Source organism: Castellaniella sp. (genome assembly GCF_049673105.1).
Classification (GTDB): Bacteria; Pseudomonadota; Gammaproteobacteria; order Burkholderiales; family Burkholderiaceae_B; genus Castellaniella.
This window is the reverse complement of record NZ_JBATXG010000020.1, coordinates 1-23,086: the sequence shown is the minus strand read 5'-3', so window position 1 is coordinate 23,086 and position 23,086 is coordinate 1. Positions and strand designations below refer to the sequence as shown.

19 protein-coding genes and 1 tRNA gene are annotated in these 23,086 nt (G+C 63.1%); 6 read left to right on the top strand and 14 right to left on the bottom strand.

Annotated elements, in window-relative coordinates:
- Positions 1–95 precede the first annotated feature (95 nt).
- From WBF69_RS07430 to WBF69_RS07420, 3 genes are read right to left on the bottom strand one after another with little or no spacing between them, the layout of a single operon-like run.
- Positions 96–1,397 (bottom strand): sulfate adenylyltransferase subunit 1, encoded by a 1,302-nt coding sequence (locus WBF69_RS07430; protein ID WP_424262765.1) that lies wholly within the window; start codon positions 1,395–1,397, stop codon positions 96–98.
- Positions 1,397–2,314, bottom strand: a complete 918-nt coding sequence (gene cysD / locus WBF69_RS07425) for a sulfate adenylyltransferase subunit CysD (protein ID WP_424262763.1) — start codon at positions 2,312–2,314, stop codon at positions 1,397–1,399. The genes WBF69_RS07430 and cysD overlap by 1 nt, the downstream gene beginning before the upstream one ends.
- A complete protein-coding gene (locus WBF69_RS07420; protein ID WP_424262761.1) occupies positions 2,311–3,093 on the bottom strand; it encodes a phosphoadenylyl-sulfate reductase in 783 nt (260 codons plus the stop codon). Before WBF69_RS07420 ends, cysD begins: the two co-directional genes overlap by 4 nt.
- A 261-nt stretch (positions 3,094–3,354) precedes the next feature.
- Here WBF69_RS07420 and WBF69_RS07415 point away from each other — a divergent pair, with 261 nt between their 5' ends.
- The gene (locus tag WBF69_RS07415; protein WP_424262759.1) at positions 3,355–4,644 is read left to right on the top strand and encodes a Glu/Leu/Phe/Val family dehydrogenase; all 1,290 of its coding nucleotides are present in this window, start codon (positions 3,355–3,357) and stop codon (positions 4,642–4,644) included.
- On the top strand, positions 4,644–5,618 hold the full coding sequence (locus WBF69_RS07410; protein ID WP_424262757.1) for an asparaginase: 975 nt from the start codon (positions 4,644–4,646) through the stop codon (positions 5,616–5,618). The genes WBF69_RS07415 and WBF69_RS07410 overlap by 1 nt, the downstream gene beginning before the upstream one ends.
- Positions 5,619–5,691: 73 nt before the next feature.
- On the opposite strand, the gene tdh is transcribed toward WBF69_RS07410, so the two are convergent.
- Complete coding sequence (gene tdh / locus WBF69_RS07405) at positions 5,692–6,732, bottom strand: L-threonine 3-dehydrogenase (RefSeq protein ID WP_424262755.1); 1,041 nt, start codon at positions 6,730–6,732, stop codon at positions 5,692–5,694.
- Positions 6,733–6,795: 63 nt separating this feature from the next.
- Positions 6,796–8,004 (bottom strand): glycine C-acetyltransferase, encoded by a 1,209-nt coding sequence (locus WBF69_RS07400; protein WP_424262753.1) that lies wholly within the window; start codon positions 8,002–8,004, stop codon positions 6,796–6,798.
- Between the two features lie 180 nt (positions 8,005–8,184).
- On the opposite strand from WBF69_RS07400, the gene WBF69_RS07395 reads away from it, so the two are divergent.
- Positions 8,185–10,764 (top strand): EAL domain-containing protein, encoded by a 2,580-nt coding sequence (locus WBF69_RS07395; RefSeq protein ID WP_424262751.1) that lies wholly within the window; start codon positions 8,185–8,187, stop codon positions 10,762–10,764.
- A gap of 119 nt (positions 10,765–10,883) precedes the next feature.
- Here WBF69_RS07395 and WBF69_RS07390 read toward each other — a convergent pair whose 3' ends face one another.
- From WBF69_RS07390 to WBF69_RS07380, 3 genes are all read right to left on the bottom strand, one after another.
- Positions 10,884–12,620: a TRAP transporter large permease gene (locus WBF69_RS07390; protein WP_424262749.1), complete on the bottom strand. Its 1,737-nt coding sequence runs from the start codon at positions 12,618–12,620 to the stop codon at positions 10,884–10,886.
- Positions 12,621–12,622: 2 nt separating this feature from the next.
- The gene (locus WBF69_RS07385; protein WP_424262747.1) at positions 12,623–13,234 is read right to left on the bottom strand and encodes a TRAP transporter small permease subunit; all 612 of its coding nucleotides are present in this window, start codon (positions 13,232–13,234) and stop codon (positions 12,623–12,625) included.
- Between the two features lie 123 nt (positions 13,235–13,357).
- Positions 13,358–14,446 (bottom strand): TRAP transporter substrate-binding protein, encoded by a 1,089-nt coding sequence (locus tag WBF69_RS07380; RefSeq protein WP_424262745.1) that lies wholly within the window; start codon positions 14,444–14,446, stop codon positions 13,358–13,360.
- 246 nt (positions 14,447–14,692) lie between these two features.
- Here WBF69_RS07380 and WBF69_RS07375 point away from each other — a divergent pair, with 246 nt between their 5' ends.
- Both WBF69_RS07375 and WBF69_RS07370 read left to right on the top strand, forming a co-directional pair.
- Positions 14,693–15,901: an MFS transporter gene (locus tag WBF69_RS07375; protein ID WP_424262743.1), complete on the top strand. Its 1,209-nt coding sequence runs from the start codon at positions 14,693–14,695 to the stop codon at positions 15,899–15,901.
- The gene (locus tag WBF69_RS07370) at positions 15,898–17,133 is read left to right on the top strand and encodes a CynX/NimT family MFS transporter (RefSeq protein WP_424262741.1); all 1,236 of its coding nucleotides are present in this window, start codon (positions 15,898–15,900) and stop codon (positions 17,131–17,133) included. The genes WBF69_RS07375 and WBF69_RS07370 overlap by 4 nt, the downstream gene beginning before the upstream one ends.
- On the opposite strand, the gene WBF69_RS07365 is transcribed toward WBF69_RS07370, so the two are convergent.
- The 6 genes from WBF69_RS07365 to hemA form a co-directional block, all read right to left on the bottom strand.
- Positions 17,130–18,368, bottom strand: a complete 1,239-nt coding sequence (locus WBF69_RS07365) for an HD-GYP domain-containing protein (RefSeq protein ID WP_424262739.1) — start codon at positions 18,366–18,368, stop codon at positions 17,130–17,132. The two genes, WBF69_RS07370 and WBF69_RS07365, sit on opposite strands and share 4 nt — an antisense overlap.
- Positions 18,369–18,398: 30 nt before the next feature.
- Positions 18,399–19,007: a UbiX family flavin prenyltransferase gene (locus WBF69_RS07360; protein WP_424262737.1), complete on the bottom strand. Its 609-nt coding sequence runs from the start codon at positions 19,005–19,007 to the stop codon at positions 18,399–18,401.
- The gene (gene grxD / locus WBF69_RS07355; protein ID WP_424262735.1) at positions 19,004–19,345 is read right to left on the bottom strand and encodes a Grx4 family monothiol glutaredoxin; all 342 of its coding nucleotides are present in this window, start codon (positions 19,343–19,345) and stop codon (positions 19,004–19,006) included. Before grxD ends, WBF69_RS07360 begins: the two co-directional genes overlap by 4 nt.
- Before the next feature lie 17 nt (positions 19,346–19,362).
- Positions 19,363–20,184, bottom strand: coding sequence for a peptide chain release factor N(5)-glutamine methyltransferase (gene prmC / locus WBF69_RS07350; protein ID WP_424262733.1), 822 nt, complete (start codon positions 20,182–20,184; stop codon positions 19,363–19,365).
- Between the two features lie 4 nt (positions 20,185–20,188).
- Complete coding sequence (gene prfA, locus WBF69_RS07345) at positions 20,189–21,268, bottom strand: peptide chain release factor 1 (protein WP_424262731.1); 1,080 nt, start codon at positions 21,266–21,268, stop codon at positions 20,189–20,191.
- Between the two features lie 83 nt (positions 21,269–21,351).
- Entirely contained in the window at positions 21,352–22,629 is a 1,278-nt protein-coding gene (hemA, locus tag WBF69_RS07340; RefSeq protein WP_424262729.1) for a glutamyl-tRNA reductase, read from the bottom strand.
- A gap of 120 nt (positions 22,630–22,749) precedes the next feature.
- Between hemA and WBF69_RS07335 the strand changes: the two genes are divergently transcribed.
- Positions 22,750–22,825 (top strand) — tRNA-Phe (locus WBF69_RS07335).
- Positions 22,826–23,086 lie beyond the last annotated feature (261 nt).

Sequence of the window (23,086 nt, the reverse complement as noted above, 5' to 3'; positions counted from 1 at the left end):
GCAGGGGTCCGGACACCAAGAGAAGGAGTGATCCGGCATTGTGTCACACCCCCAAATCACCGCCTACTCATGCTCCAACGCGCCTGCCCGCTCCCTCATCGGGTGCGCACCAGGCCCGCCGCCGCAGTCTGATTCGTGGCCGTGTCGATCAGGATGAAGGCCCCCGTGGCCCGTTGTGTCTCGTAGTCATCCAGCACCAGGGGATCGCGGGTGCGCAGGCGGACCCGACCGATATCGTTCATGGCCAGGGTGCCGTTCCAGTCGACGGAACGCAGCTCATGGATGTCGCGCCGGGTCTGCACAGCCTGAATCCGGGCCTGCGTCAGGCGGCTGCCCAGCTTCAACCAGTACAGCCGGGCCGGATTCAGGGCCTGCTGATCCAGCCAGCACAAATCCGCCTCGAAATCCTGTCGCAACACGGCTTGTGCGTGGCCATCGACCAGCAGATCACCGCGCGATACGTCGATGTCCCGATCGAGCACCACGGTGATGCTGTCGCCTGGCAGCGCCTCGTCCAGCACCTGGTCCCCGCGCAGCAGGCGGGTGATGACGGCGGTTTCCTGGCTGGGCAGCACCTGCACGGCATCGCCCACCCGCCAGGCCCCGCCCTGCAGCTGGCCCGCATAGCCCCGGAAGGCATCCGGCCCGCTGCCCTGGTGACGGATTACCCATTGCACAAAAAAGCGGGCCTGGCCATTGCCCTGATGCGGATCCAGCGGCAGGGATTCGAGCAAGGCCAGCAAGGGCAGACCCTGATACCAGGGGGTGCGTTCGCTGCGCTGCACGACGTTGTCGCCGGACAGGGCCGACAGGGGCACGATATGGAAATGCGGAATGTCCAGCCGCGCCGCCAGATCTTGATAGGCTGCATGAATCCGGTCAAAGACGGCTTTGTCCCAGCCCACCAGGTCCATTTTATTAACCGCCACGACAATGTGCTGCAGCCCCAGCAGCCGCGCCAGAGAGCTGTGTCGCTTGGTCTGCGGCAGCAAATCGCCATCGGTCGCGCGGCTGGCGTCGATCAGGATGACGGCGGCATCCGCTGTGGACGCACCCGTCACCATATTGCGCGTGTACTGCTCGTGTCCGGGCGCGTCAGCGACGATGAATTTGCGCGCCGGCGTGGCGAAATATCGGTAGGCGACGTCGATGGTGATGCCCTGCTCGCGCTCGGCCTCCAGGCCGTCGGTCAACAGAGCCAGATCGTATTGCGCGTCCGGCGCCCGGGTGTATTTCGACCCGGCGATGGCCTGCAGCTGATCGGCGAAGACGCCCTTGCTGTCCAGCAGCAAACGCCCGATCAGAGTGGATTTGCCATCGTCCACGGATCCCGCCGTGATCAGACGCAACACCCCGGTCTCGCCGGATGCGGGCCACTGTTCATTGATCGCATTCATCAGAAATATCCTTGTTTCTTGCGCCGTTCCATCGACGCTTCCGAGGTCTGGTCATCCATGCGCGTGGCGCCCCGCTCGGTCAGCGTGGCGACCGCTGTTTCGGCAATGATGTCGGCAGGCGTGGCGGCATCGGACGCCACCGGGCAGGTGCAGGACACATCGCCCACCGTGCGAAAGCGCACCGTCAGCCGTTCCTGGTGTTCGCCGTCGCGCAGCGGCGTCAGCGGCGTCACCGGCACCAGCAAGCCCTGGCGGCGCACGATGTCCCGGGAATGGGCGTAATACAGCGACGGCAGCGCCAGTCGTTCACGCTCGATGTACTGCCACACATCCAGTTCAGTCCAGTTGGAAATGGGAAACACCCGGATATTTTCGCCAGGATGCACGCGCGTGTTGTATAGATTCCAGAGCTCTGGCCGTTGCGCCTTGGGGTCCCACTGGCCGAATTCATCACGAAAAGAGCAGATGCGTTCCTTGGCGCGGGCTTTTTCCTCGTCGCGCCGGGCGCCGCCGATGCAAGCGTCAAAGCCGAATTCCGCAATGGATTCCAGCAACGTCGTGGCCTGCGCGGCGTTGCGCGAATCCGTCGCGTGGCGCAACACCACCGTGCCGCGCGCGATGGAATCTTCGACGCTGCGCACGATCAGTTCCTCGCCCAGTTCGCCCGCGCGCTGATCGCGAAAGGCAATGACTTCGGGAAAATTGTGCCCGGTGTCGATATGCATCAGGGGAAAGGGAAAGCGTCCCGGCCGGAAGGCCTTTTCCGCCAGTCGCAGCAGCACGCAGGAATCCTTGCCGCCGGAAAACAGCAGCACGGGCCGCGCGCACTCGGCGGCGACTTCGCGCAGGATATGAATGGCTTCGGATTCCAGCCAATCCAGATGGGTGCGGGTAGAGGAAGCTGTAGCAGTCGTCATGATGAAAGTGAAGATTCGACGGAGTCAGGATAAGCAGGATCGCCAGCGCGCCGCGGGCGCACCAGGGGACGACGATCTGCCAGATTGGAGGCATGCAGGCCGCATTCACGGCTGTCGCGCTGCTCCCACCACCAGCGGCCCGCGCGCGCGTCCTCGCCCGGACGCACGGCCCGCGTACAGGGTTCGCAGCCGATAGAAGGGTAGCCTCGGTCATGCAAGGGGTTGTAGGGGATGTCCAGCGCCCGGATCACCGCCCAGACGTCTTCGCTCGTCCAGGCAGCCAGCGGGTTGAATTTCCACAAGCCGAAGGTCTCGTCCCATTGGAATTCCGGCAATTCCGTGCGCGTGACGGACTGTTCCCGGCGCTGGCCCGTGATCCAGGCGGTGTGGCCCGCCAGCGCCCGGCGCAAGGGTTCGACCTTGCGGATGCCGCAGCATTCCTTGCGCAGCGCGACGCTCTCGTAAAAGGCGAATTCGCCATGCGCCGCGACATGCGCCTGCACGGCAGCCGGGTCGGGGTGCATGCGCTGTACAACGATGCCATAGCGTTCACGGATCACATCCACCATGGCGATGGTCTCTGCATGCAAGCGCCCGGTATCCAGCATGAATACGCCCAGCGGCTGCGGCAACTGAGCCAAGGCATGGATCAGCAGGGTGTCCTCGACCCCCATCGACGAGGCCAGCACGGCATCGGGATGGTCTGCGGCAATCTCACCCAGACGGGCCAGCACCGCCTGCCAAAGGCGCGATAAGGAAGCGGTCAGGGGGGTGGGCACGGGACACTCCATTCAGGAAAGCCGGCGGCAAAGACAGCAAGCGTCTGCCGACAACAGGTCCCAGTGTGCCTTCGCGGCCATGGCAACGGAACGAACAAATCGTTGGTTTCATATAACCCTGACAAGATCCTGGGCACGGTCATTGCCCTTTGATGCCTCCACCGATTCGCCTGGCCTATTCCCCAGGCGATCCGGGTGGCACTAAAATGGGGTCAGTTGTATGTCGTCGCCCTCTCTATATTCATAAAAAGGCTGCACACCATGGCTGAACCGCATTTCCCCTCCCTCCCCTCGTATCTGGACCAGGCCCACCCTGGACCCTGGGGGATTTACCTGGAACAGGTCGATCGGGTGACTCCCTACCTGGGCAATCTGGCCCGCTGGGTCGAAACCCTCAAACGTCCGAAACGCATTCTGATCGTGGACGTGCCGATCGAACTGGACAACGGCACCGTAGCCCACTTCGAAGGCTATCGTGTGCAGCACAACACCTCGCGCGGACCGGGCAAGGGCGGCGTACGCTACCACCAGGATGTCACACTGTCCGAAGTCATGGCCCTGTCGGCCTGGATGTCGGTGAAATCCGCTGCCGTCAATCTGCCCTTTGGCGGCGCCAAGGGCGGCATCCGCATCGACCCGCGCCAGCATTCCCAATCCGAACTCGAACGCATCACGCGCCGCTACACCAGCGAAATCCACGACATCATCGGACCCGCCAAAGACATCCCCGCGCCGGATGTGAACACCAACGGCCAGATCATGGCCTGGATGATGGACACGTATTCCATGAACGAGGGCCGCACCACGACCGGCGTCGTGACGGGTAAACCGGTCTCTCTGGGAGGCAGCCTGGGGCGCATCGAGGCCACCGGGCGCGGCGTCTACGTCATCGCCTGCGAAGCCGCCCGAGAATCCAGCATCGACATCAAGGGCGCCCGCGTGACGATCCAGGGCTTCGGCAATGTGGGCGGCACCGCAGCGCGCCTGTTCCATGACGCCGGCGCGCATGTCATCGCGATTTACGACCACACCGGCGTTGTGCACAATGCGCGCGGCCTGAACATCCCCGCGCTGATCGATTATGTCCGCGAACACGGCGGCGTCGCCGGCGCCCCGGACGCCGATACCCTGACGCCGCAGGAATTCTGGTCCCTGGAAACCGACATCCTGATCCCTGCCGCCCTGGAAGGCCAGATCACGCATGACAACGCCGATCTGATCCGCACCCGCATCCTGGTCGAAGGCGCCAACGGCCCCACCACACCGGAAGCGGACGACATCATCTCGGCCAAGGGCACGGTCATCGTGCCCGACGTGGTTGCCAATGCCGGCGGGGTCACGGTCAGCTACTTCGAATGGGTGCAGGATTTCTCCAGCTTTTTCTGGACGGAACAGGAAATCAACCACCGCCTGGAAGCCATGATGCGCGCTGCCTACAGCGCCATGTCGAACGTGGCCCGCCAGCACGGGGTATCCCTGCGCACAGCCGCCTTCATCGTGGCCTGCTCGCGCATCCTCGAAGCCCGCCAGGTGCGCGGCCTTTACCCCTGATGCGGCGTCTGCTGCTGATCGGCACGGGCGGCACCATCGCCGCCACGTCCGCCGATGCCAGTCGTCTGACCGACTATCAGGTCACCCAGGGCATCCAGGCCATGCTGGCCGCCATCCCGGGGGCCAGCGCGCTCGCCGACATCCGCTGCGAACAACCGTTCAACACGGACAGCAAGGCGCTGCGCACCACCCAGGTGCTGCAGCTGGCGCGCCGGGTGCAACAGGCGGTGCGCGACCCGGACATCGACGGCGTCGTCATCACGCACGGCACCGACAGTCTGGAAGAAACCGCGTTTCTGCTGCACCTGACCATCGCCAGCCCTAAACCTGTTGTCCTGACGGGCGCGATGCGTCCAGCTTCCGCACCCAGCGCCGACGGCCCCCTGAACCTGATCAACGCCCTGCTGGCCGCCCGCGACTCCGCCAGCGCCGGGCGTGGCGTCCTGATCGTGATGAACGACGGCATACTGGCCGCCCGCCAGGCGGCCAAAGGGCACACGACGCGGGTCGATGCCTTTGGCCACGACGGCCTGGGCGTGCTGGGGTCAGTGTGCGACGGGCAGGTGCGTTACCGCCAGCGTCTCGATCCCCTGGCTGTGCCGGCTTTCAGTCTGACCGGCCTGCGATCCCTGCCGGCGGTGGACATCATCCACGACTACCAGGACGCCCCCGCGCACGTTTATCTGGCGGCCATCCAGGCCGGTGTGCGCGGCATCGTGGTGGCGGGCATGGGCAATGGCAGTCTCAGTCCGGCAGCCGAACGCGGCTGCGCCCAGGCGATCCGCCGGGGCCTGATCTGCATACGGGCCAGCCGGGTGCCGCGCGGTAGCGTGACCGCCAAGGCCGCCGACACGGACACCGGCCTGCTGGCCGCCCAGGATCTGAACCCGCTACAGGCGCGCATTGCGTTGCGCCTGGCGCTGGCGCACAACTGGGATCGTGATGCCATTCAGGCGCTGTTGCAGCGCCTGTAGAAAGAATACGTCCCCCCAACCTCGCCGCTTGCTAGCGGCTCCGATTCGCCAGGCGCTGAATAGTCCTCAAGGACTACTCAGCGTCCGGGCTCATCCAGTCCAATATCACCTTGCCGCTTTGCCCCGACAGCATGGCGTCGAATCCCTGGCGAAAGTCCGCCACCGGATAGCGATGTGTCAAGATGGGTGACAGGTCCAGGCCGCTTTGCAGCATGGCGACCATTTTGTACCAGGTCTCGAACATCTGCCGACCATAGATGCCCTTGATTTCCAGGCCTTTGAAGATCACCTGGCTCCAGGCCGCCCCGACCCCGTCGGGCAGGATGCCCAGCATGGCGATCTTGCCGCCGTGGTTCATCTGTTCCAGCATGGTGGCAAAAGCGCTGGGCACCCCGGACATTTCCAGCCCGACATCAAACCCTTCGGTCATACCCAGCTCGTGCATGACGTCGCGCAGGTCTTCGCGGGCCACATTCACCGTGCGGCTGGCCCCCATGCGGGCGGCCAGGTCCAGGCGATAATCGTTCACATCGGTGATGACCACGTTGCGCGCGCCCACATGGCGGGCAACCGCCGCCGCCATCGCCCCGATCGGGCCGGCGCCGGTGATCAGCACGTCTTCCCCCACCAGATCGAAGGCCAGCGCCGTATGCGTCGCATTGCCATAAGGGTCGAAAATCGCGGCCAGATCGTCGGACACGTCATCCGGAATCCGGAAGGCATTGAACGCGGGAATCACCAGATAATCGGCGAAGGCGCCGGGCCGATTGACCCCCACGCCCTGTGTGTTGCGGCACAGGTGGCGGCGCCCCGCGCGGCAGTTGCGGCAATGCCCGCAGGTGATGTGGCCCTCGCCGGACACGCGGTCGCCGATCTTGAAACCCTGGACTTCCTGGCCGATCTCCACGACTTCGCCCACGTATTCATGGCCCACGTGCATGGGGACGGGAATGGTGCGCGACGCCCATTCGTCCCACTTCCAGATATGAATGTCGGTCCCGCATATCGCTGTCTTGCGGATGCGGATCAGGATGTCGTTGTGACCAATGGCCGGTTTGGGGACGTCCACCAGTTCCAGTCCTGCGGCGGGCTGGGTTTTAGCCAAGGCTCTCATGGAAACTCCAATAGCAGAAAAAATGCAGGCTGCCACCGCAGCCTGCTGAATCATGCGCGGGCGTCAGACATGCCCGATCACGCCCAGTTCCCGGCCCACCTGGGCAAACGCCGCCACGGCCCGGTCAATGTCCGCCGGCGTATGCGCGGCGCTCATCTGGGTACGGATGCGGGCCTTGCCCTTGGGGACGACCGGGTAGGAAAAACCGATCACGTAGATACCTTGCGCCAGCAGGGCTTCGGCCATACGACCGGCCAGCGCGGCCTCGCCCAGCATGACGGGAATGATGGGATGTTGACCCGGCACCAGGGTGAAACCCAAGGCCTGCATGGCTTGCCGGAAGTGCTGCCCGTTGCGGTGCACCTGCGCGCGCAAGCGTTCGCCTTCGGCATCCTGCAGCAAAGCCAGCACCCGCCGGGAAGCCGCCACGATGGCGGGGGCCAGGGTGTTGGAAAACAGATAGGGCCGTGAGCGCTGACGCAACAGGTCGACGATCACCGGATCAGCGGCCACGTAGCCGCCCGACGCCCCGCCCAGCGCCTTGCCCAGTGTGCCGGTCACAATGTGCACCCGCCCCTGAACGCCACAGTGTTCCGGCGTGCCGCGCCCCCCTGCCCCCATAAAGCCCACGGCATGGGAATCATCGACCATGACCAGAGCGTCAAATTCGTCGGCCAGATCACAGATGGCGGGCAGATCGGCAATGATGCCGTCCATCGAGAACACCCCGTCCGTCGCGATCATCACGTGGCGGGCGCCGCCTTCGCGGGCGGCCTGCAGCTGCGCGCGCAGATCCGCCATGTCATTGTTGGCGTAGCGATAGCGACGGGCCTTGCACAAGCGTACGCCGTCGATGATGCTGGCATGGTTCAGGGCATCACTGACGATAGCGTCCTGCTCGTCCAGCAAAGTCTCGAACAGACCGGTATTGGCGTCGAAACAGCTGGAATACAAGATTGCATCGCCCATGCCCAGCCACTGGGCCAGTTCGGATTCCAACGCCTTGTGCCCGGACTGCGTCCCGCAGATGAAACGCACGGACGCCATGCCGAAACCATCTGCGGCCAGCCCCGCCTGGGCGGCCTTGATGAGACGCGGATCATTGGCCAATCCCAGGTAGTTATTGGCGCAAAAGTTCAGCACCTGCGCGCCATCTGACAGTGTGATCAAGGCCGCCTGCTGGCTGGCGATGACGCGTTCGGACTTATAGAAGCCTTCGGAGCGCAACTGCCCGATCCGGGCCTGCACATCGGCAAGGAATGCCTGAGACATGATTCACCTTTTGGGGGAACGCCAATAACTGCCTGGCATTGTACGCCGAGGCGCTCTACGCCTGACAATCGGTGAAACTGTTGACAATCCGGCGGCCTGTGCACACTATTGCTTTGCAACACAACGCCCTATGATTGCAACACCTGTTCTACTTTCAGCCTTATGCGCCCTCCCCTACGCATGATCTCCGCGGTTTTTCAGCTGGCCCTGGCATGCTGCCTGGCCCTGGCTGCCGCGCAGGCTCACGCCTTGGATCTCAAGGTCGGCATCTACGAGCAAAGGCCTGATATTTACATCAATGCCGGCGGCAAGCCCGCAGGCATACTGGGCGAATTATTGAATAACATCGCCCACCGCGAGGGCTGGGCCCTGCAAACCCAGCCCTGCGCCTGGGCGGACTGCATGGAGCTACTGAAGACCGGCCAGATTGATCTGCTGCCCGATGTCTACTACACGCCGGAACGCGCCCAGACCCTGAGCTTTCACCATGTCCCCGCGCTGCACAGCTGGTCGCAAATCTATGCGCTGCCCACCAATTCCCTGCACGCCATCACCGACCTGAAACACCACACGATCGCCGTGCTGGCGGGTTCCACCCAACAGGATTATCTGTACGCCACGCTCAAAGGCCTGAACATCGACGCCCAGTTCGTACCGGTGCAACGGCTTGAAGAAGGCTTTCAGATGGTCAACCGCCATCAGGCCGATGCGGTCGCCGCCGATTTCTACGTCGGCGAGCTCACCGCACGACACTACAACCTGAGCGCGACCGCAATCATCTTTCAACCCACCCAGGCTTTTTTCGCCACTCCAAAAGGCGCGCACACGGAAGTCCTGGCCGCCATCGACCGCTACCTGAGCGCCTGGCAGGCGGATCCGAATTCCTTTTATTTCCGCACGCTCAACTCGTGGCGGGCGTCCCCTCCCTCATCCGCTTTGGTCAACAACGCCGCCTGGATCATGGGCGGCCTGTCCAGCTTGCTGGCGCTGGTGCTGCTGATCGTGCTGTGGCTCAAAATCCAGATCCGCGCCCAACGTCAACGCCTGCAATCCAGCGAACGGCGGCTGGATGCCGTCCTGGACAGCATCGATGCCATCGTCTGCATCAAGGACCCCAGCGGCCACTACATCTTCGCCAACCACAAGCTCGAAGAACTCATGAACGTCGGCCCCGGCGGGCTCTCCGGTCGCCGCGACGCGGATTTCATCACCGACCCCGCCTCGCTGGTGTCGATCGAACAAAGCGATCAAACGGTGCTAAAGACCCGGGAACGCAGCGTGATCGAGCAGACCCTGAAATACCCCATCAACAGCGACGCGCGCACGCTGCTGACCATCAAAGCGCCGTTGCACGCGCCCGACGGCGGCCTCGAGGCCATCTGCGTCGTCGCCACCGACATCACCGACCGCCTGCAGGCGGAAAGAACCGCTCACCGTCTGACTTTCTATGACAGCCTGACCGATCTGCCCAACCGACGGCTGGCGCTGGAGCGCCTTTCTCAGCAGATCGAACGCGCGCAGCAGGACAAAAGCTATGGCGCTTTGCTGCAGATCGATCTGGACAACTTCAAGAAAATCAACGATACGCAGGGCTATCAAGTGGGAGACCAAGTGCTGTCCGCCATTGCCTCGCGGCTGGCCCGCACGACGCGGGAACGCGATATGGTGGCCCACACCAGCGCCGATGAATTCGTGGTGCTGGTCGATGGTCTGGGCCTCGAACAGCGCGATGCCGCCCGCACCGCCATGCACATTGCAGACAAGCTGCGCCAATCGATCTCGAGCAGCGCCTTGACCATCCAGGACAATCCGGCCTTCATCACCGCCAGCATCGGCCTGACGCTCATCCACCCCGGCAGCAAGACGACTGACCAAGTGATGCGCGAAGCCGACATGGCCACCCAAAGAGCCAAGGAACGAGGCGGTAATCAGGCCGCCTTCTACGAGCAGGAACTGCAAGCGGAAGTCGAACAGCGCCTATGGCTGGAACACGACCTGCTGCAAGCCATCAACACCCCGCAGATGTCCCTCCACCTGCAGCCGCAATTCGGCCAGGACGGCCAGGTCACGGGGGGCGAGCTGCTGGCCCGCTGGACTCACCCGCAGCACGGGCCGATCTCGCCCTCCATCTTCATTCCGGTGGCCGAGTCATCCGGCCTGATCGATCTGTTGGGTGCCTGGACGCTGGGGATCGCATGCGACACGCTGCTGACGCTGCAGGCCCTGGGGGAAACCTATCCACTGTCGATCAACGTCAGCCCCAAGCGCCTGATGGATCCGCAGTTCGTGGAATACGTGCGCGGCATACTGGACAGAAAGGGCGTGCCCGGCAACCGCCTGATCTTCGAAATCACCGAAGGCGTCCTGATCCAGGATATGCAGGCCGTCGCCCAGCGCATGCGGGCGCTGGCCCGGCTGGGCATCCGTTTTTCCGTGGATGATTTCGGCACCGGCTATTCCAATCTGGCCGGCCTGAAGCGCCTGCCCCTGTACGAGCTGAAAATCGACAAAAGCCTGATCCAGGATCTGCCGCACGACGCCGATGGCATCGCCATCGTGCAAATGATCCTGGCCATGGCCGATCAACTGAATCTGCGGGTCGTGGCCGAAGGCGTCGAAACCGAAGACCAATCCCGCTTCCTGTTCCAGCATGATTGCCACGCCCTGCAAGGCTTCCTGCTGGCGCGCCCCATGCCGATCGACAGCTGGTTGCAGATCGTGCGCGAGCGCCGTCAGGCCAGCCAGCGCGACCCGGACTGACACCGCCGGCGCTTGTCCGCCCCCGGGCGGCAACAAGCTCTGATCGTTCCCATAGCAAAGCGCCCCGCCCGGGACTCCGGGACGGGGCGCTTCAGCCTTGGGCAGATCGGTTGTCCGCCTTACTTGAACATACTGTTGTAATCCTGATCGGACTGACCCGATGACGCACCATCCGACGCTGCGCCGGACGTGTCGGCATCACCGCCGCCATAGGCGCCATAACCCCCGCCGCCATAGCCGCCGAAATTACCCGGATCGATCTTGATTTCCTCGATATCGACCTGTGGCCTGTCCGCCTTGTAGTGCGTGACCATGCCTGGGAACGCCAGAACCGCCACCACCATGATGATCTGGATGACGATGAAGGGCAAAGACCCCCAGTAGATCTGACCGGTCGTGACCTTGGCGATCATCTTGCCCGTGACCTTGTCCTTGTAGTCGTCCTTGGGCGCCACCGATCTCAGGTAGAACAGCGCAAAGCCGAAAGGCGGGTGCATGAAGGAAGTCTGCATATTGACCGCCAGCAAGACCCCCAGCCAGATCAGATCGATGCCCATTTTGTCGGCCACCGGGCCGATCAGGGGGACGATGATGAAAGCCAGCTCGAAGAAATCCAGGAAGAAGGCCAGGGCAAAGGTCAGCAGGCTGATGACGATCAGGAAACCCATCTCGCCGCCCGGCAAGCCGGTCAGCAGATGTTCCACCCACAGGTCACCATTGACGCCCCGGAAGGTCAGGCTGAATACTGAAGAGCCGATCAGGATGAACACCACGAAGCAGGTCAGGGTCGTGGTGGTATCCATCGCCTGACGCAGCAGCTTGAAGTTCAAGCGGCGCTTGATGATCGCCATGATCAAGGCGCCCACCGCCCCCATGGCGCCGCCCTCGGTGGGGGTGGCCACGCCGATGAAGATCGTGCCTAGCACCAGGAAGATCAGCGCCAGGGGCGGAATCATGACGAACGTCACCCGTTCGGCGATTTTCGACAACAGCCCCAGACGCAAGACCTTGTTCAACACGGCTATGACGAAGGCCGCTGCGCCCCACAACAGAATGCTGGTGACGATCAGTTCATCCACGTGAGCTTGCTCATCCAGCAAATACTGCACCCCTGCGTAGGAAATCCCGACCGACAAGGCCATCAAGACCAACAGGGATGGAATGCCATGTCCGCCGTTGGGTTCGATGAAGGTGCGGGCTTCGGGCGGAATGGCCGGCGCTGCCTTGGGGCGGATCAATGCCACCGCGACCACGTACAGGATGTACAAAGCCGTCAGGGCAAAGCCCGGCAGGAAAGCGCCTTTGTACATATCGCCGATGGAACGGCCCAACTGGTCAGCCAGCACGATCAGCACCAGCGACGGTGGAATGATCTGCGACAACGTCCCCGAGGCGGCGATCACGCCCGTTGCCAAACGACGGTCATACCCGTAGCGCAGCATGATGGGCAAAGAGATCAGGCCCATGGAGATCACCGACGCCGACACCACGCCGGTGGTCGCCGCCAGCATGGCCCCCACCAGAATGACGGCGATCGCCAGCCCCCCGCGCAGCGGACCGAACAGCTGACCGACGGTTTCCAGCAGGTCTTCGGCCATGCCCGAGCGTTCCAGAATCAGACCCATGAAGGTGAAGAATGGTACCGCCAGCAGGGATTCATTGGACATGACCCCGAACACCCGCTGCGGCAGCGCCTGGAACAAAGCCGGCGTCAACAAGCCCAGATCAATTCCGATCAGGCCGAACAAAATGCCGTTGGCGGCCAGCGCAAAAGCGACCGGGAAACCCAGCAGCAACAAGACGACCAGCATGCCGAACATCACCGGCGCCATATAGGCAAGCAAAAAGGCTTCCATGTTCAGCGCTCCCCGTGCGAGGCGGCCTCGCGCTGTGCTGCTTCCTGGGCGATCTGCTCGGCCAGCTCTTCTTCTGCGGATTTACCCACATGCGTATCCCGCGGATCCGGGCAAAGCCCGCGCAAGCAGCCGATGCACTTGATCAAGTGCGACAGGCCGGCGGCCACCAGCAGCGCAAAGCCGATGGGAATCAGGATTTTCGCCGGCCAGCGGATCAGACCGCCCGCATTGGAAGACTGTTCGTGATTCACGAAGGCATCCATGAAGAAGGGCCAGGACAGCCACATGATCATGCCGGCCATCGGCAGCAGAAAGAACAGGACGCCAAAAATTTCGATGTACAGCTGCGTGCGACGGGACAAATGCGTCGCCAGCACGTCCACGCGAACGTGTTCATTTTTCAGCAAGGTATAGCCGGCGGCCAGCAGGAAAACGCCGCCAAACAGATACCACTGCAATTCGAGCCAGGCATTGGAACTGAGATTGAAGATTTTGCGGACCGTCGCGTTGGTGGCGCTGACGATCACGGCAATCAGGATCAACCAGGTCACAGCCTGACCCACGCGGCGATTGATGGCATCAATCGCCCGCGACAGGGCTAGGAGTGTATTCATGGTGAAAATCTGTCAAAAAAAGGGAGGAACGCCCGGACACGCCCAGCCCCCGCAAGCGGGGGCTGGTGCGAAACCGGGCACGCCAGCCGGCCTGGAAAAGGCCGGTGCGAAAGGCGCAAACGATTATTTCGCGGCAGAGGCCAGGTACTGGTCGTAGCTGCCTTCGGCAATCCGGAACCAGGGGATTTCATGATCGCGGAAGCCCATGTAATCGTCATGGATCTTCTTGAAGCCGGGATCCTTGGCGGACAATTCCGCGTAGGTTTCCTGGGCGGCCTTGTAGCAAGCGTCCATGACGGGTTTCGGGAAGGCCCGCAGCTTGGCGCCTTCACCGATCAGGCGTTTCAGGGCGTTGGGGTTTTCCGCATCGAAGGTGCCGATCATGGTGTTGGTCGCCAGCGCCGACGCCTGATCCAGCACGGCTTGGTAGTGCTTGGGCAGGGCTTCGTATTTGTCCTTGTTCACGTACAAGGACACCTGCAGCGTGCCTTCCCACCAGCCGGGGAAGTAGTAGTACGGCGCCACACGGTGGAAACCGAGTTTTTCGTCGTCATAGGGGCCGATCCACTCAGCCGCGTCGATCGTGCCTTTTTCCAGAGACGGATAGATGTCGCCGCCGGCGATCTGCTGCGGCACCACGCCGAGCTTCATCAGCACTGCGCCGGCAAAGGCTGCCGTGCGGAATTTCAGGCCTTTCAGGTCTTCGACCGTTTTGACTTCCTTGCGGAACCAGCCGCCCATCTGGCAGCCCGTATAGCCGCAAGGGAAGTTCACGATATTGAATTTGGCAAACAGATCACGCATCAGCTTGCGACCATTGCCATGCATGACCCATGCATTGTGCTGGCGCGTATTCAGGCCAAAGGGCACGGCGCCGTCAAAGCACAGCGAAGGATCTTTGCCGAAGTAATAATAGGACGCCGTATGACCGCATTCGACGGTGCCGTTTTGCACCCCGTCGAGCACGCCCAGCGCCGGCAGGATTTCACCCCCCGGGAAGGCGCGGATCTGGAATTTCCCGCCCGTGGCTTCGGAGACGAATTTCGCGACATTTTCACCGCCGGAATAAATCGCATCCGCGCTGCGCGGGAAACTGGAGGCCAAGCGCCAAGTCAGGGTAGGCGCATCTTGAGCGAAGACGGGAGCGGCGAGGGTGGTGCCGCCGGCGGCCACGCCAAAGGCGGCCTTCTTAAGAAAGGAACGACGTTGCATGAGAGAGAGCCCCTAAGAGTTAATGGTAAACCCGAGTTTTGTACTGTTTTGTAAACAGCGAGAGCGCGCGAATTGTCCCCCGCGCGCCGTAGATGGCGCAATCGGTAATAACGCTTAGCAGCTTCCGGAGCCGAATCCACCCATTGAATGATCCCAGGGTGGACACACGGCAATTTCCTTGCGCAAGCCAAGGATATATCCCCAGGCGGGGCGCATGGCCTTATGCGACAATAGCCCATTGAATTTGTGACCTTTCTCTACGTGCCGCCTGCCCCCGAATCCTTCAGTCTGCGCCAGATTGCGCTACCTGCATTTGGCCCCTCATTGCTTTTTGGCCTGGGCGAAGGCGCCATCTTCCCGATCTTGGCGATCAGCGCCCGCGATCTGGGCGCCAGTTCCGCCGTCGCCGGCCTGATCGTCGCCCTGGTGGGCATCGGCTCTCTGATCGCCAATCTGCCCGCCGCAGCACTGGCCACCCGCTACGGCGAACGCAAGGCCCTGGTCGGGGCGTCCTTATTCTCCATGCTGGGCCTGGTGTTCTGTCTGCTGGCATCGAACCCCTGGGTGTTCGGGCTGGGCGTCTTCATGGTCGGACTGGCCAGCGCGGTCTTTCTGCTGGCCAGGCAGACGTACCTCATCGAGGCCGTCCCCCTGCACATGCGGGCGCGGGCCATGTCCACGCTGGGCGGCACCATGCGCATCGGCATGTTCATCGGCCCCTTCGCCGGCGCAGGCCTGATCCACCTGATGGGGCTGGCCGGCGCATATTGGCTGTCCATTCTGGCCATGCTGGGGGCGGGCATCATCTCGATGACCGTCCCGGACCTGGCGCCACGCGTCGTTAACACCTCGACGCCTGCCGCCCCAAAGATCAGCATGCTCGCGATACTGCGCCAGCACGGGCGCATCATGCTGACCCTGGGCATCGCCACCTCACTCGTATCGGCGCTGCGCGCCTGCCGACAGATCGTCATTCCTTTATGGGCCGTCCAGATCGGCCTGGATGCGACATCCACCGCCCTGATCTACGGCGCGATGGGCGCCGTGGACATGTTGCTGTTCTATCCCGCAGGCAAGGTCATGGATCAGCACGGTCGGCTATGGGTCGCGCTGCCCTGCATGCTGATCATGGGGTTCAGCCTGCTGGCCATGCCCTGGACGACCGACTTCAACAGCCTGCTGATCGTGTGCCTCGTGCTGGGTTTTGGCAACGGCATCGGCTCGGGCATTCTCATGACCATCGGGGCCGACGCCTCGCCGCGCGAGGGCCGTACCGTCTTTTTAGGCCTCTGGCGCCAGATCACCGACCTGGGCGCCAGCGGCGGCCCCCTGCTGCTATCCGGGCTGACGGCGGTGGCATCGCTGGCAGCCGGCATTAGCGCCATTGGCGGGATCGGCCTGCTGGCCGCCTGGATGTTCTGGCGCTGGCTGCCCAGAGGCCCGGTCACCCAATGACAGCCTGCGCCTCACAGACCGCCGATGTCGGCCCGCCCCCCACCACGACCGGGCTGCGAGCCGCCTTGTTCCTGGTGCTGATCGGCATCTGCGCAGCTCTGCACATCTGGAAACTCCCGCCCGCCCTGCCCCAGTTGCAAGCCCAGTTTCAACTCAGCCTGGTGCAATCGGGCTTCCTGCTGTCCGTCGTGCAGATGGGCGGCATGGCGCTGGGCCTGCCGGTCGGCCTGGCGGCTGAACGCATCGGCCTGCGCCGCTGCATCGTGATCGGCCTGGCCATTCTGGCGCTGGCATCGGTTCTGGGCGCATGGCTGGATTCCGCCACGGCCATCCTGCTATGCCGGGCCATCGAAGGCTGCGGCTTCCTGATGGTCGCCATGCCGGTGCCTTCCCTCATCCGCCGCCTGATTGCCCCGGCACACCTGAGCCGCATCATGGGCCTGTGGGGCTGCTATATGCCGCTAGGCACCGTCATCATTCTGCTGTCGGGGTCCTGGGTGCTGACTCTGGGCAACTGGCAACTGCTGTGGCTGCTGCTGGCTGCCCTGACACTGGCCTGCCTGCTGTTGACGCTATCCCAGGTCCCGCCAGATCCGGCGCTTCACCACGACCAGCCCCGCCCGGCCACGCTGTCGCTGGTCGGCACGACACTGAAAGCACAGAACGTCTGGCTGGTGGCCCTGACGTTCGGCGCCTATTCCAGCCAATGGATCGCCGTGATCGGCTTTCTGCCCACGATTTATATGTCGGCAGGCATCGCCGGCACCACCGCCGGCCTGCTGACCGCCGTGGTGGCGGGGGCCAACGCCATCGGCAATCTGTCCGCCGGACGGCTGCTGCACCGAGGCGTTCCCGCCTGGCAATTGCTGCTGCTGGGTCTGGGCGCCATGATCATCTGCGCCTATCTCGCTTTTGGCGCCAGCCTGCCGGCGACCGCGCAGTTTCTGGCCGTCCTTACTTTTTCCATGATGGGCGGCCTGGTGCCGGCCACTTTGTTCGTGCTGGCCCTGACGCTGGCGCCCAGCCCTCAAACGACGTCGACCACGATCGGCTGGATGCAGCAGTGTTCGTCACTGGGCCAGTTCGCAGGCCCGCCGCTGGTCGCCTGGGTCGTCAATCAGGCGGGCGGCGATTGGCAATGGACCTGGGTGGCGACCGGCGCGATGGCGCTGGCCGGGATTGGATTGACGCTTCAGATCCGGCGCCGCACCCAGAGCGGCGACAATGCCTAATCGCTGATCGACGGCACCGGCAAGCCGGATTGCGCCCAGTCCACAGGGGCACGGACCGGCTGCACGGCGCTGCCGCAATCCGGATCCGACAGGTCGACGCGGCGTTCGGGGATCGCATGCGCCCATCGGATCGAATAGAAGACCTTGACCACCGGCTGTTCCGGCAGATCGGGGTTCTGCGCCACCACCAGCCCTAATTCGCTATTGATCAGGCTGATGATGGAACCCACTGGATAGCGACCGACCGAACGGACGAACGCCCCCAGCACATCCATGTCGAACTGACCGTCGGACTGCAGCATCTTGAACAAGGTGAAAGCCGGATCCCAGCCTTTCCGGTAAGGGCGGCTGGACGTCATTTCGTCATAGAAATTGCAGATGGCCGCCATGCGCGAGAGCAGGCCGATCTGCTTGCCTGCCAACTGGTCCGGAAACCCTTTGCCGTCCATGCGCTCGTGGTGATGCAGGCAGACTTCGATGACTTCAGGCGGGATGGACGGATCAGCCCGCAAGATGGCCGCCCCTGCCCCGGGGTGCTGATGCAGCAATGCCTGCGGCTGCTGGACCGGACGACCGATCTTGCCTGGCGCATCGGCAGGATCGTGAGCCTTGCCGATATCATGCAGCAAGCCGGCCATGCCGGCCAGGTGCACGTGTTCGTCCGCCAACCGCATGGTGCGGGCCAGGGCCGTCATCAGCGCAGCGACCGCGACGGAATGGGCATATAGATACTGATCCGCCTTTTTCAGGCGGGCCAGGCTGGTGAGCGCGTCGGGGTGGCCTTCCAGGGAGTCGGCCATATCCTGCACCAGGCCCTGTATCTGGCCCAAGTCCAGCTTGCTGCCCAATTCCGCCTCGGCAAACAACTGCTTGACCTGATCCCGGGATTCGTCCAGGATTTCCCGCGCATCCTCGAAAGCCCGGTGTTCGACCGCCGCGCCCGAAGTCGCCTGCGGCGCCGGAGCCGTCGCCACAGACGCCGCCGCGCCAGCGGCGACCGCAACCGACGCTGCAACAGCCGGCGCGGTGGTCGATGCGGCGCTTTGCCCCACATCCAGCCCCCGGCTGGTATCGATCAGCACCCATTCCAGCCGTGATTCCTGCAGCTTTCGCAGCTTGCTTTCACTGGAAATCAGGAAACGGGACCGCCAGAACGAGTGATCCAGGAAAGATCCCCCCAGATCCTGGATATACATACCCACGCATAACTGAGAAACAGGAACTTTTTTGATCATGTGCGATATCGAAGGGGGATGAACGGCCAGTCAGAGTGTATCCGAAGATCCCCGCACTGGGCCTTCAGGGGTATCCATACCTTCCCAGCGCGGACCAGGCACACGGATATCGAACAGATCCAGCACCCGGCAGACCGTATGATCGATCATGTCGTCCAGGCTGGCGGGCCGCATATAAAAGGCGGGCAGCGGCGGGAAGATGACGCCGCCCATTTCCGTCACGGCTGTCATATTGCGCAGATGCGCCAGGTTCAGGGGTGTTTCCCGCACCATCAACACCAGCCGGCGGCGTTCTTTCAGCGTGACATCGGCGGCGCGGGTGATCAGATTGTCGGACAGGCCATGCGCGATGGCCGCCAATGTACGCATGGAACATGGCGCCACCACCATGCCGGCCGTGGCAAAGCTGCCGCTGGCCAACGTCGCCCCCACGTCGCGGGGACTGTAGACATGATCGGCCAGGGCATGGACGGCCTGGCGATCCAGACCGAGTTCGTGGCGGATATTCAGCACGCCGGACGGGGAAATCACCAGATGGGTTTCCACATCCTGCGTGCGGGCCAGCATCAGCAGGCGAATGGCGTACTGAGCGCCGGTCGCCCCGCTGATGCCGACAACCAGCCGGCGCTTTGAGCTCACTCGATGGCCCCGGCGTCCTTCAGCAAGGTGGCCAGTTCACCGCTAGCGTGCATTTCATTCATGATGTCGGTGCCGCCGACGAATTCGCCCTTGATGTAGAGCTGGGGGATGGTGGGCCAGTTGGCGTAGTCCTTGATCCCCTGACGGACTTCGGCGTCTTCCAGGACATTGACCGTGACAAGCTTGGTCACGCCGATTTCCTTCAGGACCTGGATCGCCCGTCCGGAAAACCCGCACTGCGGAAACTGCGCGGTACCCTTCATGAACAGGACGACCGGATGACCGGTGACGGTTTCGCGGATGAAATTCTGGACTTCGGATTGGGCTGTTTCGCTCATGGTGATCTCTTTAAAATTCAGGCCGGCAGCCGGCCCCAGGTAACGCGTTCGATGCCGGCCAGATCCCGCAGGCTGACCGCATCGGAAAACCCCGATGAATGGAACAAGGCACGCACGGCGGCGGCCTGATCCCAACCATGTTCCACGCACAAGGCCCCGCCAGGCCGCAGATGAGCCACCGCCCCCTGCACAATGCAACGCAGGTCGCTTAAGCCATCCGCCCCGTCGGTCAAGGCCCCCTGCGGCTCGAAGCGCAGGTCGCCCTGGACCAGGTGAGTGTCTTGTGAGTCGATGTAGGGTGGATTGGACACAATCAAATCATAGTGTTCCGAATCCAACTGACTATCGTACCAATTCCCGTGTGAAAACAATAGCTTTGCCCCCAAAGCGCGTGCGTTCATTTCTGCCACATCCAGCGCAGCCTGGCTGCAGTCCGTGGCCCGCACCTGCGCATCGGGCCGATCCAGCGCAATGGAAATCGCCACAATGCCGCTGCCGGTGCCCAGATCCAGCACACAGGGGGATGGCACACCGGCAATCGCCTGCAGGCCGCATTCCACCAGCAATTCGGTATCGGGCCGGGGAATCAGAACCGCCGGGCTGACGTGGAAATCCCGGCTCCAGAATTCCCGATGGCCCAGGATGTAAGCCATGGGTTCGCCCGCCAGGCGACGCGCTTCCAGCGCCTGATACGCGCAGGCCTGCTCGGCATCCGGTTGATCGGCATCGTGGGCGATCAACCAGGCGCGGGACACGCCCAGCACCTGCTGCCACAACAGGCGCGCCTCCAGGCGCGGCAAGGGACTGAGCGCCAGCCAGTCCCGCAGCGATCTCGCCATTCGCTCAGTCCAGCGCCAAGGCGGCTAGTTGCTCGGCTTGATGTTCCGCCAGCAAGGCGTTGGTGACTTCGCTCAGATCCCCGTCCATCACCTGGGCCAGCTTGTAGAGCGTCAGGTTGATGCGGTGATCGGTCACCCGCCCCTGGGGAAAATTGTAGGTGCGGATGCGTTCGGACCGGTCGCCCGACCCCACCAGGCTTTTGCGCTGCGCGGCTTCGCGGGCATGGACTTCCTGCTGCTGGCGGTCTTTCAGGCGGGCCGCCAGCACCTGCATGGCTTTGTCCTTGTTGCGGTGTTGCGAACGGTCGTCCTGGCATTCCACCACCAAACCGGTGGGCAGGTGGGTGATCCGCACGGCGGAATCGGTCTTGTTGATATGCTGGCCGCCCGCGCCGCTGGCGCGGAACGTATCGATGCGCAGGTCGTTGGCATTGATCTGGATGTCCGACTGGGCATCGGCTTCCGGCATCACCGCCACCGTGCAGGCCGAGGTATGCACCCGTCCCTGGGATTCGGTTTCCGGCACGCGCTGAACCCGGTGCGCCCCGGACTCGAATTTCAATTGGCCATACACGCCATCGCCTTCGATATGCGCGATGACTTCCTTGTAGCCGCCCAGTTCGGATGCGCTTTCGGACACCAGTTCGACCCGCCAGCCGCGAATTTCGGCATAGCGGGCATACATACGCAACAGATCGCCCGCAAACAGGGCGCTTTCGTCCCCCCCCGTTCCCGCGCGGATTTCCAGGAAGATGCTGCGGTCGTCATCCGGGTCCTTGGGCAGCAGCAAAATCTGCAGCTCGGCTTCCAGCTGGCCGATCCGCTCATCGGCCCCCGCCAGTTCTTCTTCAGCCAGCAGTTTCATATCAGGGTCCGACAGCATCTCGCGGGCGGTTTCTCGATCCGCCCAGGCCTGCTCCCAGGCCCCGAACACATGCACGACGGGTTCCAGTTCCGCACGCTCGCGCGTCAATTTGCGAAACCGGTCCATATCGTCGGCGCTGTCTGGCTCCGCCAGCATGGCATCGATCTCCGCCAGGCGATGGCTGAGTTGTTCCAGGCGGCTGCGCATCGAGCTTTTCATGGAGAGATTCCGAGGGGGTGTATAGAAGGGATGCGACCCAGCGGCCCCGCCGCCAGGTCGAAAAACAAAGGCGGGACGTTCAGCTACCGGCGGCGGGCGCCGGCTTCGGGCAACAACCGCGGCAACAACGCTAGCATTTGCTCGCGTTCTGCACCCTCGCTGCGGTTGAGCGCAGCCAAAGGCCCGTGCATGTATTTATGCGTCAGGCTATAGGCCAGGTGTTCCAGCACGGCCTGCGGATCATCGCCGCGCGCCAGCAGGCGACGGGCGCGGTCCAGCTCGGCCTGGCGCAAGGCATCGGCACTTTGCTGGTAGTCGATGATCGCCGGCACGATGGCGCGATTGGACAGCCAGTGCATGAAATGCTGGACGCGGGCTTCGATGATGGCCTCGGCCTGGACCACGGCGGCCCGCCGGGCGTCGGTGCCGGATTGCACCATGCGGCCCAGATCATCGACCGTGTACAAGTAGACGTCGGCCAGGCGACCGATTTCCGGTTCGATGTCGCGCGGCACGGCCAGATCGACCATCACGATGGGGCGATGGCGGCGCGTGCGGGCAGCCCTTTCCACCATCCCCAGGCCGAGGATGGGCAAGGATGAGGCCGTACAGGATACGACCACGTCGAATTCAGCCAGGTGATCCGGCAGTGCGGACAGTTTCAGCGTGCGGGCGTCGAATTGCGCCGCCAGCAGTTCCGCGCGTTCCAGCGTGCGGTTGGCCACGGCCATCTGGCGGGGTTGCGCCGCTGCGAAGTGGGTCGCACAGAGTTCGATCATTTCGCCTGCGCCGATGAACAGCACGTTGGCGTCGGACAGATCCCCCAGCACACGTTCGGCCAGTCGCACGGCGGCGGCGGCCATCGAGACCGAATGCGCGCCGATCGCGGTCTGCGAGCGGACTTCCTTGGCGACGGAAAAAGTGCGCTGGAACAACTGATGCAGCAGCGTCCCCAGCGTGCCGGCCTGTTCGGCGGCCCGCACGGCGTCTTTCATCTGCCCCAGGATCTGGGGTTCTCCCAGCACCATGGAATCCAGGCCGCTGGCCACGCGAAAGGCGTGCCGCACCGCGTCATTGCGCTGGTATTCATACAGATGCGGCGTCAGCTGATCGGCTGTCAGGCGGTTGAAATCCGCCAGCCAGCCAGGCAGCGCCGTGCGCACACCCGGATCGGCGGCACAGTAGATTTCCGTGCGATTACAGGTGGACAGGATCGCCGCTTCGCGCACTGCGGGGCCGAACGTGGTCCGCAGCGCGGACAGCGCGGGCTTCAGCAATTCGATCGGGAACGACACACGCTCGCGCACGGAAACGGGCGCGGACACATGGTTCAAGCCGAAGGTGAGAACGTCAACGGACATGCCGCAGCAAAATCTTACAGAGGGAGACTCCCATATTATAAGTCGCGAGAAGGGTCTTGGGCCATTTCCCGGCCCGGACACCTGCATACGGTAAAAAATTCGTGTATGATTCGACGTCTTGGCCCGGTAGCTCAGTCGGTAGAGCAGAGGATTGAAAATCCTTGTGTCGGTGGTTCGATTCCGCCCCGGGCCACCAGTTGCAACTAACCCAACGGTTCTCCGTTGGGTTTTTTGTTGGTCCGTCACTTTTCTGTCAAGTCCATTGGTGGACGGGTGCGGTGCGGTGCGGTGTGGTGCTATTTTCCGGCCGTCTGACTGCCCAGTCTTTTCGGGCTCTACCCCATTAACGGGGGATGGGCATCCATCAGACACGGTTGATGACACCGTTCCAGCCGCATTGAGCCAAGACCCTCATGCGGTAATTCTCAAAGTTTCTGAAGCCGTAGGCCCTACGCGA